Source organism: Streptomyces sp. NPDC058864, from assembly GCF_042742985.1.
Classification (GTDB): domain Bacteria; phylum Actinomycetota; class Actinomycetes; order Streptomycetales; family Streptomycetaceae; genus Actinacidiphila.
The window spans coordinates 1-16,737 of the sequence record NZ_JBHYMQ010000034.1; the positions used below are offsets into that span (position 1 = coordinate 1).

A 16,737-nucleotide genomic window follows, 5' to 3' on the forward strand; every position below is an offset into this window, starting at 1 on the left:
CTCTGCCGCACAACAAATACACGTCAGCGTCCAGAACGCCCACCCCTCCGACCCCACCCCCTCCGTATCGCGAGCGACCAACGCCCGGTGGGGGGGCGATGGAGGAGTCCGGGGTGACCCCGGGATTGCCTCCTCACCCGCACTGGCCGACCCGGCCCAAGGGCGGGGGAGGGCAGGCGGGCGGGAGACGGCCGCAGGGTGGGGGATGAATCGGTCCGGGGTCACCCCGGACCGCCTCCTCACCCCCCACCGGCCGTCATGCGCCCACTCAACGGGAGGGGGTGTGGCGGGGTGCGCCCGGAAGCGACGAGCGGCGGACCCGGGACGGAATGGCCCGGCGAATCCGCGAGCGCTGAGGACGTGCGCCGGCGCGCCACCGACCCAGGCACACGGGTGCGAGACCCGCACTGACCGACCGGGGCCACGGGAGGGCGGCGGGAAACCGCCCGCCGCAGGCGCAAACGACCCGCACACCAACAACCGGCCCGGTCGCACAGCGCCTAGTGGACGTCCGTGACGAGCACGTCAAGGCGTCCGGGCCCCGCCACCTCCACCGTGAAGCCGAGGTCACGCAGGGCCGCGACCAGCGCGTCGGGGTTCTTGGGGCGCGCCCCGGCCTCCAGGAGGGCCCGCACGATCCGCCCCTTCGTCGCCTTGTTGAAGTGGCTGACGACCTTCCGCGTCTCCGCCTGCACCACCCGCACCGTCGCCGTCCGTCCCGCCAGCGCACTGCGCGGTGCCGGCTTCCACGCCGCCCCGTACGCCGACGACCGCAGGTCGAGCAGCAGGCCGCCGCCCGCGGCCTCGGCCGCGTCCGGGAGGGCCTCGGCGAGGTGCGTGCGCCAGTACGTGGCGAGCGACCCGAGCGCGGGCAGCTTCACACCCATCGAGCAGCGGTACGCGGGGATCGCGTCCCGGATGCCGACCGCGCCCCACAGCCCAGAGAAGACGAGCAACGACCGGGCGGCGCGGCGCCGGGCGGCGGCGCCCAGGGTGTCCAGGCCGAGCGCGTCGTAGAGCACGCCGGTGTAGATCTCCCCGGCCGGCCGGGTGCGCGCGTCGCGCAGCCCCGCGTTGCGGGCGATCTCGCCGCGCAGTCCGGGGCTGAGCCCGAGCACTTCGGCCGCCTTGTCCTCGTCGCCGCCCGCGCAGAGCCCGACCAGCTCGTCCAGCACCGTCGCGCGGGCCGTGGTGAGCCCGGGCAGCGAGAGGGAGCCCAGGTCGACGGCGGGGCCGGTGCCGTCGGTGGCCTTGCCCTCGGACGGCGGTAGCAGGACGAGCACAGTTGTTCTCCTTCACGTTTCCCCGGTGCAGTGCAGCCTACGACCGTGCGACTTAGGCTCGCTCCATGCCTCGTCGTCCCCTGCGCGTCACCACCGCCGACGGAGTCCAGCTGAGGTCCGCGCTCGACGCGCTCCGCGCCGACCTGCACGTACGGCGGGACTTCCCGGCGGGCGTGCTCGCGGAGGCCGAGGAGGCCGCGCGGGACCCCCGGTTGCCCGCGTACGACGCCACCGATGTGCCGTTCTTTACCGTCGACCCGCCCGGGTCCCTCGACCTGGACCAGGCGATGCACATCGCCGCGCGGGAGGGCGGCCGCGGCTACCGGGTGTCGTACGCGATCGCGGACGCCGCCGCCTTCGTCGCGCCCGGCGGGGCGCTGGACGCCGAGGCGCACCGGCGGGTGCAGACCCTGTACTTCCCCGACGTCCGGGTGCCGCTGCACCCGCCCGTGCTCGGTGAGGGGTCGGCCAGCCTGCTGGCCGGGCAGGACCGGCCCGCCGTGCTGTGGCGGATCGACCTCGACGCCGACGGCACGGTGACCGACGTCGACGTGCGCCGCGCGCTCGTCCGCAGCCGCGCCCGGCTCGACTACGCGGGCGTGCAGCACGCGATCGACGCCGGTACCGCCGAGGAGCCCGTGGCGCTGCTGCGCAACGTCGGCCGGCTGCGCGAGGAGCAGGAGCGGGCCCGGGGCGGCATCTCCCTCAACGTGCCGGAGCAGGAGGTCGTGGAGCTCGACGGCGGCTACGCGCTGCGGTACCGGGCGCCGCTCCCCGCCGACGCCTGGAACGCACAGATCTCCCTGCTCACGGGCATGGTCGCGGCCGGCGTCATGCTGCGCTCCGGCACCGGCATCCTGCGTACGCTGCCGCTGGCCCCGCACGGGGAGGTGGCCAGGCTGCGCCGGGTCGCCGCGGCGCTGCGCATCGACTGGCCGCACATGACCTCGTACGCCGAGCTCGTCCGCACCCTGGACCCGGAGCGCACCACCCACGCGGCCTTCCTGCACGAGGCCACCAGTCTGTTCCGCGGCGCTGATTACACGCCCTTCTGGCCCGGTCATCCCGCCGAGCCGGCCGTGCACGCCGCCGTCGCCGAGGCGTACACGCACTGCACCGCGCCCCTGCGGCGCCTGGTCGACCGCTACGCCGCCGAGTTCTGCCTCGCGGCGGTCGCCGGCCAGGAGCCGCCGGAGTGGGTCGGGGTGGCGTTCCGCGACCTGCCGCGGGACATGCGCGGCGGCTCGCACTTCGCGGGCACCATCGAGAGCGCCTCCCTGGACCTCGTCGAGGCCGCCCTGCTCAAGGACCGCGTCGGCGAGGTCTTCGACGCCTTCGTCATCGACGTCAAGGACTCCGACCCGACCGCCGGCACCGTCCACCTCCGCGACCCGGCCGTCGTCGCCCGCGTCCGCGGCGGCACCGCCCCCCTCCCGCTCGGCGAGCCGCTGCCCGTCCGCCTCACCCAGGCCGACCCCGGCCGCCACACGGTGCTTTTCACCCCGGCGTGATCGCCCGGTAGCATGGTCGCCACGGCAGACGAGCCGAGCGGGCGGCCGCGTCAGGACCCTGGTCCTGCCGAGGAACGTCCGGGCTCCACAGGGCAGGGTGGTGGGTAACGCCCACCCGGGGTGACCCGCGGGACAGTGCCACAGAAAACAGACCGCCGGGGGCCGCGAGGCTCCCGGTAAGGGTGAAACGGTGGTGTAAGAGACCACCAGTGCCCAGGGTGACCTGGGCAGCTAGGTAAACCCCACCCGGAGCAAGGTCAAGAGGGGCCGTCGAGAGACGGCCCTGCGCGGACGATCGAGGGCTGCCCGCCCGAGTCCGCGGGTAGACCGCACGAGGCCGGCGGCAACGCCGGCCCTAGATGGATGGCCGTCGCCCGGCCGGCCGCGAGGCCGACCGGGGACAGAACCCGGCGTACAGCTCGACTCGTCTGCCTCACCCCACCCCGCCGGCCTCCGCCAGCAGCGCTGCGCACTCCTCGGCCAGCCGTGCCATCCCGTACTCCTCCGCGACCGCGCGGGCCGGGCGCAGCAGGCGGGGGGCCTCCGCGGCGGCGTCCGGGCGGCCGGAGGCGCGCAGGGCGCGGGCCTGCCAGAGGCGGAGGCGGGCGAGCTGCGGGGCTGAGGTACGGGCCGGGCCGGCCGCCAGACGGAAGTGCGCGAGGGCGGCGTCCGGTTCCCCGGCGGCCAGGGCGAGCACGCCGCACGCCTGGGCCGTGGGGGCGACCAGCACCGTGGGCCAGCCGGCGAGGGCGATGCCGGTCCCGTTGTGCGGGGCCAGCCGTTCGCGCAGCCGGGCCACCAGGGGCCGCAGCTCGGCGTGGTCGCCGATCGCGGCGCAGGCCTCGGCGAGCAGGGCGAACGTGGGCACCGCCCAGCCGTGCGGCGGCAGGGCGCGGAAGCCGTCGGTGTCGTCGGCGAAGGCCTGCAGCAGGTCGGCGGCCTGGTGCAGGGCGCCGGTCTCGCACAGCGCGAGGACGAGCCCCGCCCGCCAGACCGGGAAGTAGCCGTGCTCCTGGACGTCGTCGGCGAGGCCGCCGGCGAACAGCTCCCGCATCCGGCCCTGCTCGCGCAGCAGCCAGTACGCCTGGCCCATCCGGGTCTGCCGGAAGTTGCCGGCCGGCACGTCGAGGTCGGCGGCGAGCCGGTCGGCGTACTCGGCGGACTCCCGCAGGATCCAGTCGGCCGCGGCCGCGAACCGGCCGTGCCACAGGTCGAGCGTGGTGTCGAGGGTGCGCTGCTGCCAGCGGGCCAGTTCGCTGCGGCTCGCGGCGGCGTGCCTGCGGTGCTCCTGGGCGGTGGACAGTGCCGGGTACACCCGGCCCATGCGCAGCTGGTCCACGGCCAGGGCCATGAGCGCCTCGCCCCGGAAGTGCGCGGAGCCGAGGCCTACGGCGGCGTCGCGCAGCCGTTCCGACAGCGCCAGGGAGGCGGCGGCGGGCGCGAAGTCGTACAGGCCCCAGCGGCACTCGGTCAGCACCTCGCAGCGCACCTCCTCGCCGACGCCGGTGGCGCCGGTGGCGCCGGTGGTGTCCGCGTCCTCCAGGCCGCGCAGCGTGTGCCGGGCCAGGGCCGCGCCGCTGTCCGGGCCCGCCCGTGCCACGGCGGTGTCCGCACTGACCGCCATGGACAGCTTCTTCGCCCGGTGGGCGTTGAGCTGCAGGCGCAGCGCCCCGGCCTCGGGAGCCGGGTCGTCGCGCAGGGCGGCCAAACTGTCGCCGATCAGGTGCAGCAGCTCCCGGTCGACCTGGCCCGGGTCCGACCAGCGTCGGCAGATCCGCACCACGGCCAGGGCCTGGGCGCGCGGCTGTCCCTCGGCCAGCCGGTGCGCCTCCCGGTAGCAGCGGTCCGCCTCGCGCATCCGGCCCGCTGCGTGCCGCAGATCCCCGCGACGGACGAGCCGGTCGAACTCCTCCCCGTACCCGGAAGCCGTGGCGGGAACGCCGGCCCCGGTCCGCTCCACCAGTTTGGAGGCGGTACGGGCCGGCCCGCGGACCCCCTGCGGTCGCGCGCCGCCGCGGGGCTCGCGGGGCGGCCGCGGTTCCGGGGCGAGGCCGAGCAGTGCGCCTCCGGCGTCGAGGACGGCGTCGCACTTCTCGGCGAGTTCGTACGTCGGCCGGCGCAGGCCGTTCTCGACCCGGCTCAGGAAACTGCGACTGCACGGCACGCGCTCCGCCAGTTCGCTCAGCGACTTGCCCGCCGCCTGCCGCCTCCGGCGCAACTCCGCCCCGAATCCGTTCTGTTGCTCCTCCAAGGGCCGCCTCCGTCTTCCATCGCCCGGTGCCCGGCCGCTGTTGCCAAATATGCCCTGGCAACACCCGGACACTGCGGACAACTGCGGAATTGGGCCAGCCTGGGATGTGCGGGGCGGTCCGGGAGCCCCATGGCCGGAGGGAGGGCGGCGGGCGATGGGAGGCTTCACCGCGCCGGGGGCGGGCCGATTCGCTCACGGGACGAGGGTGTTCCTGTTCCGCCAGGCCAGGTACGCCTACGGCTTCGAGACCTCGATGGCGTTCGAGGAGGGTGTGGACCCGCCGGAGCGCAGGTTCCGCGACGACGACGGCGACGTCCTGTGCGGCGGCCGTTTCGCCGTCGCCGTAGGGCGCCCGGACAGCGGGCCGGTGGAGGACGAGTTCTCCTTCACCATCCTTCCCACCTGGGAGGACCAGACCGAGATCGAGCTGCGTATCCACCGCACCGCCGAGTCGGCGCCGCGCTACGTCGACGAGGCCGGCTGCGAGGAGGTCGGCCGCGTCACCGTGGACATTGGCGACACCCTGGGACGTCCGCTGCACGAGCGGGCGATCCGGCTGCTGTTCTCCTTCGGCCGCTCCGGTATCGAGGTGGAGGCCTTCGACCCGGTGACAGGGGACAGCCACCGCGTACGACTCGACGTCGACCGCGGATAGCGCAGGGGGGCGGTGGCGGCCCCGGGCCGGTGGGAGACCGCACAGGGGACGGCCTCGCACCGGTCCGGGCCGGTACCGCGCCGCCGGCACCACGGGAAGGCGGCGGTGGGGCCGGAGGGCTGTTCTCGGTGGCATGGGGGCTGTGGGCGACGGCTTCCGGCTGGGTCGTCGTCACGGACTTCCGGGGCGCGGCGCGCGCCGCTTCCACACGCTGTCCGCGCGGTCGGTGCCCTTCGGGGGGACCGGGACGTCGCGGACGGGCGTCGGCTCCGCCCGCTTCGTGGCCTGGGTGTTCGCCCTCGTGGGGCCGTGGTCCCGGTCAGAGGTCTGCTCGATGGGGCGGGGGCACGTGCGGCCCGAGGGGTTCCCCGGATGCCCGTTCCCCTCGCCGTTCCGGGGCCGTGACTCTTCTGGCGGCCTTCCGGTCGACTCCGCCAGGAGCGGGACGGAGGCGGCGGGTCCGGCGCGCCGCGACCGTCGGCGTCACGGTGGCGGGCACCGACTTCCGGCCACGCTCATGCTCGGCCGGCCGGCCGGTCGCCATGGTGGCTCCCTGGCGGCTGGGCGGGGCGGCGGGAACGGTCCTGCTGCCGGCGCCCGCCCCGGGTCCCGATCACGGTGGTGAGGGGTCCGGACCCCGTCGTGACGACGGGCGGTCCTGCGTCCCGGTGTTCAGCGTGCCCGCGCGGCGCGGCCGCGGGCGCGCCGGCCGCGTTTCCTGCCGCCCGCCGGCCACAGGCGCGGGCGGCGCCGTGAGGCGAGGTCCTCGGTCCAGCCGACCAGTACGACGGCCGCGCCGATGAGCGGCCAGACGACGATGAACTGGAACCAGGTGGCGTCGAGCGGGAGATGGTCCTCGAAGAAGGGCACGTCCCACATCAGGTCGATCAGCGGGACGCTGGCGAAGAGCGCGACCTCGTGCCACAGGTAGACGGTGACGGCGCGGGCGTTGAGGAGTCCCACCGCTCCGTCCGCGAAGGGCACCCGGCGCATCCGGCGCGGCCGGAAGCGCAGCAGCAGGAGGACGAAGCCGGCCGACCACAGCGCCTGGGCCAGCGGGATCTCCCCGAGGTCGATGCCCTCGTCGGTGGGGTGGGTGTACGCGAACCAGCCGCCGGCGAGGAGGCAGAGCGCCGCGGCGGCGAGCACCGTGCGGGCCCGCAGGGCGTCCAGCAGGCCGTCGCGGTGCGCGAAGCCGAGCAGCCAGCAGGCGGCGAAGGTGACGAGGTCGACCACCGGCGTGAGGGCCGGCTCGGCGATCGGCAGCCGGTCGTACTGGGCGAGGACGACCAGTGCGCCGCACGCCGCCAGGCATGACCGCGGCGCCGCGCGGAAGGCCTTGAGCAGCCACGGGGAGAGCAGCACGAGCCACAGGTAGGTGCGGATGTACCAGAGCGGGGCGATGATCTGCTCGGCCCAGGCGGTTCCGGGCGGGTCCGCCAGCGGCAGGATCCACAGCAGCATCCGGTGCCAGGAGTGCGGCCGCCAGCCGTGCAGCAGCATCAGGACGGTCACGGCCGCGGCGAACAGCCAGAAGGGCACCAGCAGCCGCCGCAGCCGGCCACGCACCACGGACAGCGCGGGCCGCTGCAGGGAGTGTGCCGCCAGGGATCCGGCCAGGGCGAACATGATGCCGATGGACGGGAACACCAGGGTCAGCCAGGCCCAGCCGAAGGTGTGGTAGACGACCACCCGGACCAGGGCGAGGGCGCGCAGCAGGTCGAGGTAGCGGTCCCGGCCGCCGCCCCCGCCGCCGCTCCCGGAGGAGGCGGCGGGGGCGGAGCCGCGCGGACCCGGTATGTGCGTCCCGGCGCCGTCCGCGGGCCGGGGAGGGGCCGCCGGGGCTCCCGCCTCGCGTGCTTCGGGCATGGGACAACTCCTCCGGAGGGTACGGGTGTTCAGACGCGGCCTGCGGTGCCGCTGCCGACGGTCGGCGCGCCGACCTCGCCGGTGCGCCGCAGTTTGTGCCAGCCCAGCCGGCCGCCGTTGACGGCCGTCACGCAGGACTGCAGCAGCACCAGGTACATCAACTGCCGGTACAGCACCTGCTGGAGGGGCAGCGGCCACAGGTCCCGCAACGGCTCGCCGTCCAGCCGGAAGGCGTACGCCGCGCAGGCGGCCTGCACAGCGAGCACGCCCGCCCACGCGAGCGCGGTGCGAAACGGGTCCATGAAGACCAGCCCGTAGATCGCGAACACGTCGATGAGCGGCGCCAGCAGCGGCGCGAGCACCTGGAAGAGGACGACCAGCGGCAGCCCGACCCGGCCGAAGCGGCCGGAGTGCCCGCGGTCCAGGACGGCGCCGCGGTGCTTCCACATCGCCTGCATGGTGCCGTAGCTCCAGCGGTACCGCTGCTTCCACAACTGCCGCACCGAGGAGGGCGCCTCGGTCCAGGCGCGGGCGTTCTCCGCGTACACCACGTGCCAGCCGGCGCGGTGCATCGCCATCGTGACGTCCGTGTCCTCGGCGAGGGTCTCGTCGCTCATGCCGCCGACGTCGCGCAGCGCGTCCCGCCGGAAGGCGCCGCACGCGCCGGGGATGGTGGGCATGCAGCGCAGCAGGTCGTACATGCGGCGGTCGAGGTTGAAGCCCATCACGTACTCGATGTGCTGCCAGCGCCCGATCATCCGGGTGCGGTTGCCGACCTTGGCGTTGCCGGCGACCGCGCCGACCCGCGGGTCGCCGAAGGGCTGCACCAGTTCGCGGACGGTGGCCGGCTCGAAGACCGTGTCGCCGTCCATCATCACGATCAGGTCGTTGCGGGCGTGCGCCACACCGTTGTTGAGGGCCGCGGGCTTTCCGCTGTTGGGCTGGCGCACGACGGTGACGCCGGGGAGGTCCAGGGCCTCCACGATGTCGGCGGTGCCGTCGGTCGAGCCGTCGTCGACGACCACGATCTCCACGGGGTGGTCGCTCGCGGCGAGGGAGTGCACGGTCTGGGTGATGCACTCCTTCTCGTTGTACGCGGGCACGATGACGCTCACCGGTTCGGTGACCTGCGGCCCCCAGGCGAAGCCGGGTGCCCGGCGCTGCCGTGCGTGCCGGCGCGCCAGCACCAGCATGGCGGCGAACCGGGCCAGCACCAGCAGGCCCACCCCGGCGAGGAGGACGGCCAGCGCCGGGACCGCGGCCTCGGACAGTTCCACCGCGGCGACGAAGACCCGTCCCTTCCACAGCTCCGAGCCGCCGACCCTGTTGTTGGTGGACGTGGCGCCGACCGCCCCGCCGACCGTGTCGAAGCGGTAGCCGCGCTCCTTGAGCAGCGGGATCAGCCGGTCCAGCGCCGCCACGGTCTGCGAGCGGTCGCCGCCGGCGTCGTGCATGAGCACGATCGCGCCCTGGCCCTGCTTCGCCGGTACGGAGGCGTCGACGATCGCCTGTACGCCGGGCCGCCGCCAGTCCTCGGCGTCGCGGTCGATGAAGGCGGTCACGTAGCCCTGCCTGCCGACCCGCTGGACGACCGGCCAGGACAGGTCGTCCAGCGCGTCGGCGGTGGAGGAGTACGGCGGACGGAACAGGGAGGTGTGGATGCCGGCGGCCCCCGCGAGCGCCAGCTGGGTCTGGGACAGCTCCCGGTCGATCCGGCCCGGCGACTGGTACACCAGGTCGGGGTGGGAGAAGGTGTGCACCCCGATCTCGTGGCCCTCGGCGACCATCCGCCGGATCAGCCCCGGGTGCCTCGCGGCCATGCCGCCGGTCACGAAGAAGGTGGCGCGCACGTGCTGCCGCTCGAGCACGTCGAGCACCTTCGGCGTCCAGACCGGGTCGGGTCCGTCGTCGAAGGTGAGGGCGATGGTGCGGTCCGGGGCGCGGTACGAGAGGGGCTCGTCACCGGTGGCGTCGACCACCGGTCCGCCCTCCAGCACCGCCTCCGGCACCTTGTCCGCCGAGACCGGCGGGTGGACCCGGTGGTCGGCCTCGAAGTCGCCGCGTACGTAGCCGCCGAGCAGCAGGACGCAGACCAGTACCACGAGGGCGAGCAGGGGTATGACGAGGCGGGGGCGCAGGGCGGTCACTGTCCGCCCTGCGGCTGCTGGTCGACGGGGGCGTCGGAGGCACCCGGCGCGGGTGACGCGGAACCGCTGGGCTGCCCCGAGGGGGAGCCGGACGGCACCGGTTCGGTGGCGGTCGCGCCGACGGTCGGGGTGGGGGCGGCAGGGCTGCCCGCGGTCGCCCGCGGCGTGCCGGGGGCGCCGCCGCCCTTGGCCGGGCGCGTGGTCGGGGACGTGCTGGGACTGGGGGAGGACGTGGCGGCGCGGGCCGTGACGGACGGGGACGGCGCGGCCGCCGCCCCCGCCCGGACGAAGCCCGCCGTGGCCGGGGGTGCGGCCTGGTCGGCCGGTTCGTCGAGTTCCCCCGTCCCCGAGGAGCCCCCGTCGTCCGGCGCTGTGCTCGGCACCCCCGGCAGCGGCAGCAGCGTCTTCGGCGCGATCGGCGTCGCGCCGGAGAGGCTGAGTGCCAGCGCCGCCGTGTAGACGGAGCATGCCGCGCCGACCAGCCAGCCGGCCCTGCGCACTGCGCGGGCCCGTCTCCCGCTGGAATCGACGAACACGGGGCCGGGCAGCGCTATCAGCTCGGTCTCCGGCTCGGGGGCCCCGGCCTCGGACCCGGCTTCGTCTGCGGGTGTTTCTGACCATACGTCGCGGTGGTGCTTGGAGAGCATGCCGCAACGTAACGCGACGCAAGCAGTCCTATGGGACGTATTTCGGACTTGACCATTTCCGGGGGTGAAGTGGTCGAATTCGGCCGTGGGTGGCTGTGGCCCGGGTCGCGGCCCGGGCGGTGTTCCCCGGCAGTCCCGGCGCTGTTCCCAGCAGGGCCCCCGGCCGTGTCCTCAGCCGCGGCCGATGTACGGCATCGTCGTCGCCATCACCGTCGCGAACTGCACGTTCGCCTCCAGCGGCAGCGAGGCCATGTGCGCGACGGTGCGCGCCACGTCGGCGACGTCCATCCGGGGCTCGGTCGTCAACCGCCCGTCCGCCTGCAGTGTCCCGGCGACCATCCGCTCCGTCATCTCCGTCGCCGCGTTGCCGATGTCGATCTGGCCGCAGGCGATCCGGTACGGACGGCCGTCCAGCGACAGGGACTTCGTCAGCCCGGTGACGGCGTGCTTGGTCGCGGTGTACGGCACGCTCAGCGGCCGCGGCGTGTGGGCGGAGATCGACCCGTTGTTGATGATCCGCCCGCCCTGCGGCCGCTGCGCGCGCATCGCCCGGAAGGCCGCCTGCGCGCACAGGAAAGCCCCGGTGAGGTTGACGTCCACGACGGCACACCACTGCTCGTACGTCAGCTCGTCCAGGGACACGGCGGGCGCGCCCGCCCCCGCGTTGTTGAACAGCAGGTCGACGCGGCCGAAGCGGGCGCCCACGGCGGCGAACAGCGCGTCCACCGCCTCCGGGCGGGTGACGTCCGTCGGGATGACCGCCACCGACTCGTCCGGCAGCCCCCCGGCCGTGCCGCGCAGCGCCTCCTCCCGCCGGCCGGCCAGCGCCACGGCCCAGCCCGAGGCGGCCAGTTCGCGCGCCACCGCCCGCCCGATGCCGGACCCGGCCCCCGTGACCACCGCGACCCGGAGCGCCGCGCCCGTTCCATTTCCCGCGATCTCAGTCATGGCTCCGCAGGGTATGCGGTGCCACGATGAAACCATGTCACCCTACGCCGAACCCCTGTCGCACAAGGAGATCGAGGACCGCCTCGCCGAGCTGCCCGGCTGGTCCCTCTCCGAGGACGGCGCGAGCCTGGAGCGCACGTACCGGCTGCCGCACATCCCGGCGGCGGTCTTCGTGATGCACATCGCGCAGATCCAGGACGAGCTGAACCACCACAGCGACCTGACGCTGGGTTACCAGACGGTCGCCGTCACCGTCACGACGCACGCGGCGGGCGGCCGGCTCACGGAACGGGACTTCGGCCTGGCACGGCGCATCGAGGACGTCGCCCCGGCCCACGGGGCCGCGTAGCGGCACCGTCCGTGTGCCCGGGGGTGGGCGCGCGTGCGTTTGCGTCCGCGGGCCGGTGCGGGTGCATTCCGCGGACCTCCCTCCCGGCGCGAGGCGCGGGGAGTCCGCGTTCGCGGGTCGGCGGCCTGGTGTGCGGCCGACGGCGGTGCCGCGAGGGTGCCGGTGTCCGCCGTGGGGGTGCCTGCGCCGCGCGGTTCGTTGCGGGTGGCTCCCCATCCGGCTGTCCGGTCCATCGCAGCGAGGGTGCCGCCCCGGTCCACGGGGTCGCGCAGCGCAGTCCCGCCGCAGCCGTCGGCGTGGCGGGAGCGGGTACGCGTGCGCATGCGGGTGGCCGGCGAGGTGCTTCCCGTTCTTGCCGCCCGCCCGCCCGCCCTTGCCGCCGCCGCAGCGCGGTGGCGGTGCCGGTGTTCTGCGGTCGTGGGCAGGCTGAAGTGTCCGCTGTGGGAGCCCGTGCCGTCCGGTCCGTTGCGGGTGGGGTGGCTCCGCCCGGCGCTCGTCGGCCTCGCCGGCACGAGCGCAAGGCGTACGGCTCTCCCGTTCACCTTCCCCCGGGCCTTGGACCCGTTCGGTGCCGCCGGTCCGGTAACTGACCCGGTGCGGCGCTCGTGACGCACCGTCACCCCTGAGTCGCCGTATTCGCGACGGCGCGCTCCCGGGCTTCCCGCACCGTACGGATGCCCGCACCATCCACATGTGACGCTCCGTCATGCCAGTCCCTCGGAGGGGTGACCTGCGGCGTCCGCTGTCACCGGTCAGGGTGATCTTGGCCGGGGCGTCCCGCCCGGCGCGCTGCGCGGGGGCTCCCCGGACGGCGGGCTTCGCGTCGCGGGGGTGGGGCGTGGCGGTTAGGGTGGCCGTTCCGGGTCGCGGAGGTGACGCGGCGTCAACAACCGGACGGGGGCGCTGTGGGCCGAACGGGCGGTTCCGGGAGTCGGTGCGCGCGCCGTCGAAATGTCGTGAGCGCGTCAACATATCGTCCCCCTGGCCACCGGACCGGGGCCACGCAACCCACCGCCGGGGAGGGACACGTGACGCACCCGCAGGCCCACCACCGCCACGACCGCACGCTGCGCGCCGCCGCCGCGCGCTTCGACCGCCGCCGTTTCCTGACCGTCACGGGGGCCGCCGCGGCCCTCGCCTTCAGCACGAACCTGCCCGTCGCCGGTGCCGCCCAGGCGGACGAGGCGGCGCCGGGGTTGCTCGCCGAGTACCCGTTCACCCTGGGCGTCGCGTCGGGCGACCCCACGCCCTCGGGGGTCGTGCTGTGGACCCGGCTCGCCCCGCGCCCGTACGAGCCGGCGCCGGGCAACGGGCTGCCCGACGCCCGGGTGCCCGTCCAGTGGGAGATCGCCCGCGACGACCGGTTCACGCGGGTCGTCCGCCGCGGCACCGCGACGGCGCACCCGGAGTTCAACCACACCGTGCACGTCGACGCCCAGGGCCTCGCACCGGACCGGGTGTACTACTACCGCTTCCGCGCGGGCCCCTGGATCAGCCCCCCGGGCCGCACCCGCACCGCCCCCGCGCCGGAGGCCCTCCCGTACGAGATGCGCCTGGCCGCGGTGAGCTGCCAGGCCTACCACGACGGCTACTTCACCGCGTACGGCCACCTCGCGGACGAGGACGTCGACGCCGTCTTCCACCTGGGCGACTACCTCTACGAGTACGCCGTCGGCCCCACCGGCGGCGCCCGTGCCTACACCGACCGCACCCTGCCGTCCTGGTTCGGCAAGGAGACGGTCACGCTGGAGGACTACCGCCTGCGGTACGCCCTCTACAAGTCCGACCCCGATCTGCAGGCCGCGCACGCCGCCTTCCCCTGGTTCGTCACCTGGGACGACCACGAGACCGAGAACAACTACGCGGGCGGCTCCGACGAGAACGGCACCCCCGGCGACGGCTTCCTGGTCCGCCGCGCGGCCGCCTACCGCGCCTACTGGGAGAACCAGCCGCTGCGCGCGCCGCAGCTGCCGCAGGGCCCGGACATGACGCTCTACCGCCGTTTCCACTACGGGCGGCTCGCGCAGTTCGACATCCTCGACACCCGTCAGTACCGCACCGACCAGGCGTACCGGGGCCGCTGGCACCTCCCCGGACCGGAGTCGCAGGACCCGGCGCGCACCATCATGGGGGCGACCCAGGAGCGCTGGCTGCTGGACGGCTTCCGCGGCTCGCACGCCACCTGGAACGTGATCCCGCAGCAGGTCGTGCTGTCCCGCCGGAAGAACACCACCGCCGCCGCGTCCCCGCTCAGCATGGACACCTGGGACGGCTACCCGGCCTGCCGGGACCGGGTGCTGGCCGGCGCGGGAGCCGCCGGCGTCGAGAACCTGCTGGTGCTCACCGGCGACGTGCACGTCCACTTCGCGATGGACATCAAGGCGGACTGGGACGACCCCACCTCGCGCACCGTCGGCACGGAGCTGGTCACCAGCTCGATCGCCAGCGGCCGCGACGGGTCCCCGCGCCCGTCCAACTGGTCGGCGGCCATGGCCGCCAACCCGCACCTGCGGTTCTTCGACGGGCGGCGCGGCTACCTGACCGTCCGGCTGGACGCCGAGGAGGCGCGGGCCGACTTCAAGACCGTGGACTTCGTGACCACTCCGGGCGCCGCCCTGACCACCGCCGCGTCCTTCGTGACCGAGGCCGGCGACCCCGGACTGCGGGAGACCTGACGGGGCTCAGCCCTCGCCGGGGTAGCGGACGCCGATGCGGTCCCGGACCGTGTCGAGCGTCCGCATCACGGCGAGGCTGCCCTCCAGCGGCACCAGCGGGGACTCCCGCTCGCCCGCGCGCAGGCAGCGCATGACCTCGGCCGCCTCGTACTGCAGTCCGCGCAGGCCGTCGTCCGGGGCGCCGAACTCCTCCGGCTCGCGGCCGTCCCGGTGCAGCACGAAGCGGTCCGGGTGGAAGAAGCTCGCCGGAACCTCGATCCGTCCCGCGGAACCGGTGACCACCGCGGTCTGGGCGGTGCCGGCGGTCAGGGAGCAGCTGAGCACCGCCATGGCGCCGCTGTCGTAGCCGAGCAGCATGCCGGTGTTGTCGTCCACGCCGTCCTCGGTCAGGTGGGCCCAGGCCTGGACCTCGTCGGGCTCGCCGAGCAGCAGGTGGGCGAAGGAGACCGGGTAGACGCCGAGGTCCAGCAGGGCGCCGCCGCCGAGCGCGGGGTCGAGCAGCCGGTGGCCGGGGTCGAAGGGGCCGGCGAGGCCGAAGTCCGCGTGCACGCTGCGGACCTCGCCGACGGCCCCGTCCGCGACCAGCTCGGTCAGCCGCCGCACCACGGGGTTGCAGTAGGTCCACATCGCCTCCATCAGGAAGCGATCGCGGGCCCGGGCGAGGTCGGCCAGCTCGCGCGCCTCGACCGCGTTGACGGTGAAGGGCTTCTCGCAGAGCACCGACCGTCCGGCCCGCAGGCACAGCCCGGCCGCGACCCGGTGCGCCGAGTGCGGGGTGGCGACGTACACCACGTCCACGCCCTCGTCGTCGGCGAGTTCGGTCCAGCTGCCGTACGCGCGCGGGATGCCGAAGCGGTCCGCGAAGGCGCGCGCGGAGTCGAGCCGGCGTGAGCCGACCGCGACGATCTCGGCGTCGTCCTTCAGTTCGCGCAGGTCCTCGGCGAAGGACGCGGCGATGCCGCCGGTGGCCAGGATGCCCCAGCGCACTTTCCTACCGGAACCGACCGATTCCGTCATGAATCTGCCCCCACCTGGCCTCGACCACCTCGTGATTGCTGAGAGCATAGAGAACGATTCACACACCACGGAGAGAGACCCATGCCGGAAGCCGGCGCGACCCCGCCCGACCAGATATCCACACCGGGGCCGTCAACCCCGGTACGACGCGCCGGAGAGCTCCCAGGAGCTCGCACCAGCCTGATGGTGACGTTCCTGCTCGGGGCGCTCAGCGCGCTCCCCGCGCTCTCCATGGACATGTACCTTCCGGCGTTGCCGCAGGTCACCGAGGAGCTGCGCAGCCCGGCCGTCACGGTGCAGCTCACGCTCACCGCGTGCCTGGCCGGACTCGCCCTGGGCCAGCTGGTCGTCGGCCCGATGAGCGACCGCTGGGGCCGCCGCCGCCCGCTGCTGGCGGGGATGGTGCTCTACGTCCTGGCCACCGCCGTCTGCGCCTTCGCGTCCACCACGGAACTGCTGATCGGCTTCCGGCTGCTGCAGGGCCTCAGCGGCGCGGCCGGCATCGTGATCGCCCGCGCGATCGTCCGCGACCTGTACGACGGCGTCGCGATGGCCCGCTTCTTCTCCACCCTGATGCTGATCTCCGGGGTCGCGCCGATCGTCGCGCCCCTCATCGGCGGCCAGGTGCTGCGGCTCACCGACTGGCGCGGGGTCTTCGTCGTGCTGACCGTGGTGGGCGTGCTCCTGACCCTCGTGGTGTGGCGCTGCATGCCCGAGACACTGAGCCCCGCGGACCGGCACGGCGGCGGGTTCGGCTCCACGCTGCGGGCGATGCGCGGGCTCCTCGCGGACCGTGCCTTCACCGGTTACATGCTCACCGGCGGCTTCACCTTCGCCGCGCTGTTCGCCTACGTCTCGGCCTCCTCGTTCGTCGTCCAGGAGATCTACGGCGCCTCGCCGCAGACCTACAGCCTGCTCTTCGGCCTGAACTCCGTCGGCCTGGTGGCGCTGGGCCAGGTCAACGGCAAGCTCCTGGTCGGGCGGGTCAGCATGGACCGGGTGACCGGGGTGGGGCTGGCGGTGATCACCGTCGCCGCGGCCGTGCTGCTGGCGCTGACCGCGGGGTGGTTCGGCCCGGTGGGGCTGCTGCCGGTCGCCGCGGGGCTCTTCGTGCTGATGGCGGCGATGAGTCTGGTGCTGCCGAACACCAACGCCCTCGCGCTGATGCGCACCCGGCACGCCGCCGGTTCGGCCTCCGCGCTGCTCGGCACGACCTCCTTCCTGGTGGGTGCCATCGCCTCGCCGCTGGTCGGCATCGCGGGCGAGCACACGGCGGTGCCGATGGCCGTGGTGCAGCTGGGCAGCGTCCTGGCGGCCTGGGTCTGCTTCGCCGGGCTGTGCCGACCGTGGCGGCGTACTGTGGACGCACGGTGATTTGTGCCGCC

General features: G+C 74.5%; 12 protein-coding genes and 1 other RNA gene. 6 read left to right on the forward strand and 7 right to left on the reverse strand.

Annotated elements, in window-relative coordinates:
- Positions 1 to 500: 500 nt before the first annotated feature.
- The gene (gene yaaA / locus ACFW3D_RS24225; RefSeq protein ID WP_500506952.1) at positions 501 to 1,283 is read right to left on the reverse strand and encodes a peroxide stress protein YaaA; all 783 of its coding nucleotides are present in this window, start codon (positions 1,281 to 1,283) and stop codon (positions 501 to 503) included.
- A gap of 65 nt (positions 1,284 to 1,348) precedes the next feature.
- Between yaaA and ACFW3D_RS24230 the strand changes: the two genes are divergently transcribed.
- Complete coding sequence (locus ACFW3D_RS24230) at positions 1,349 to 2,794, forward strand: RNB domain-containing ribonuclease (RefSeq protein ID WP_500506954.1); 1,446 nt, start codon at positions 1,349 to 1,351, stop codon at positions 2,792 to 2,794.
- A gap of 29 nt (positions 2,795 to 2,823) precedes the next feature.
- An RNA gene (gene rnpB, locus ACFW3D_RS24235) (RNase P RNA component class A) lies at positions 2,824 to 3,225 on the forward strand.
- Positions 3,226 to 3,227: 2 nt separating this feature from the next.
- Here rnpB and ACFW3D_RS24240 read toward each other — a convergent pair.
- The gene (locus ACFW3D_RS24240) at positions 3,228 to 5,045 is read right to left on the reverse strand and encodes a helix-turn-helix domain-containing protein (RefSeq protein ID WP_500506956.1); all 1,818 of its coding nucleotides are present in this window, start codon (positions 5,043 to 5,045) and stop codon (positions 3,228 to 3,230) included.
- A gap of 205 nt (positions 5,046 to 5,250) precedes the next feature.
- Between ACFW3D_RS24240 and ACFW3D_RS24245 the strand changes: the two genes are divergently transcribed.
- Positions 5,251 to 5,700, forward strand: a complete 450-nt coding sequence (locus ACFW3D_RS24245; RefSeq protein ID WP_500506958.1) for a hypothetical protein — start codon at positions 5,251 to 5,253, stop codon at positions 5,698 to 5,700.
- Positions 5,701 to 6,372: 672 nt separating this feature from the next.
- On the opposite strand, the gene ACFW3D_RS24250 is transcribed toward ACFW3D_RS24245, so the two are convergent.
- The 4 genes from ACFW3D_RS24250 to ACFW3D_RS24265 all read right to left on the reverse strand — a co-directional run bounded on the left by ACFW3D_RS24250 (position 6,373) and on the right by ACFW3D_RS24265 (position 11,311).
- The gene (locus ACFW3D_RS24250; protein WP_500506960.1) at positions 6,373 to 7,569 is read right to left on the reverse strand and encodes an acyltransferase family protein; all 1,197 of its coding nucleotides are present in this window, start codon (positions 7,567 to 7,569) and stop codon (positions 6,373 to 6,375) included.
- A gap of 29 nt (positions 7,570 to 7,598) precedes the next feature.
- Complete coding sequence (locus ACFW3D_RS24255) at positions 7,599 to 9,716, reverse strand: bifunctional polysaccharide deacetylase/glycosyltransferase family 2 protein (RefSeq protein WP_500506962.1); 2,118 nt, start codon at positions 9,714 to 9,716, stop codon at positions 7,599 to 7,601.
- Complete coding sequence (locus ACFW3D_RS24260; RefSeq protein ID WP_500506964.1) at positions 9,713 to 10,363, reverse strand: hypothetical protein; 651 nt, start codon at positions 10,361 to 10,363, stop codon at positions 9,713 to 9,715. Before ACFW3D_RS24260 ends, ACFW3D_RS24255 begins: the two co-directional genes overlap by 4 nt.
- A gap of 171 nt (positions 10,364 to 10,534) precedes the next feature.
- Positions 10,535 to 11,311, reverse strand: coding sequence for an SDR family oxidoreductase (locus tag ACFW3D_RS24265; RefSeq protein ID WP_500506966.1), 777 nt, complete (start codon positions 11,309 to 11,311; stop codon positions 10,535 to 10,537).
- A 34-nt stretch (positions 11,312 to 11,345) separates the two neighbouring features.
- Between ACFW3D_RS24265 and ACFW3D_RS24270 the strand changes: the two genes are divergently transcribed.
- Positions 11,346 to 11,660 carry a 4a-hydroxytetrahydrobiopterin dehydratase gene (locus ACFW3D_RS24270; protein ID WP_500506968.1) on the forward strand — a complete coding sequence of 105 codons (315 nt, stop codon included), beginning with the start codon at positions 11,346 to 11,348 and terminating at the stop codon, positions 11,658 to 11,660.
- A 1,028-nt stretch (positions 11,661 to 12,688) separates the two neighbouring features.
- Positions 12,689 to 14,335 (forward strand): alkaline phosphatase D family protein, encoded by a 1,647-nt coding sequence (locus ACFW3D_RS24275; protein ID WP_500506970.1) that lies wholly within the window; start codon positions 12,689 to 12,691, stop codon positions 14,333 to 14,335.
- A 6-nt stretch (positions 14,336 to 14,341) separates the two neighbouring features.
- Here ACFW3D_RS24275 and ACFW3D_RS24280 read toward each other — a convergent pair whose 3' ends face one another.
- Positions 14,342 to 15,352: a Gfo/Idh/MocA family protein gene (locus ACFW3D_RS24280; RefSeq protein ID WP_500506972.1), complete on the reverse strand. Its 1,011-nt coding sequence runs from the start codon at positions 15,350 to 15,352 to the stop codon at positions 14,342 to 14,344.
- Between the two features lie 81 nt (positions 15,353 to 15,433).
- Here ACFW3D_RS24280 and ACFW3D_RS24285 point away from each other — a divergent pair, with 81 nt between their 5' ends.
- Positions 15,434 to 16,726 (forward strand): multidrug effflux MFS transporter, encoded by a 1,293-nt coding sequence (locus tag ACFW3D_RS24285; protein ID WP_500506974.1) that lies wholly within the window; start codon positions 15,434 to 15,436, stop codon positions 16,724 to 16,726.
- Positions 16,727 to 16,737: the final 11 nt, after the last annotated feature.

Excerpts from the sequence above, each read along its gene's own strand:
- ACFW3D_RS24230 (WP_500506954.1), top strand. The coding sequence starts at position 1,349 with ATGCCTCGTCGTCCCCTGCGCGTCACCACCGCCGACGGAGTCCAGCTG.
- ACFW3D_RS24265 (WP_500506966.1), bottom strand. The coding sequence starts at position 11,311 with ATGACTGAGATCGCGGGAAATGGAACGGGCGCGGCGCTCCGGGTCGCG.
- ACFW3D_RS24250 (WP_500506960.1), bottom strand. The coding sequence starts at position 7,569 with ATGCCCGAAGCACGCGAGGCGGGAGCCCCGGCGGCCCCTCCCCGGCCC.
- ACFW3D_RS24260 (WP_500506964.1), bottom strand. The coding sequence starts at position 10,363 with ATGCTCTCCAAGCACCACCGCGACGTATGGTCAGAAACACCCGCAGAC.
- ACFW3D_RS24285 (WP_500506974.1), top strand. The coding sequence starts at position 15,434 with ATGCCGGAAGCCGGCGCGACCCCGCCCGACCAGATATCCACACCGGGG.
- ACFW3D_RS24280 (WP_500506972.1), bottom strand. The coding sequence starts at position 15,352 with ATGACGGAATCGGTCGGTTCCGGTAGGAAAGTGCGCTGGGGCATCCTG.
- ACFW3D_RS24270 (WP_500506968.1), top strand. The coding sequence starts at position 11,346 with ATGTCACCCTACGCCGAACCCCTGTCGCACAAGGAGATCGAGGACCGC.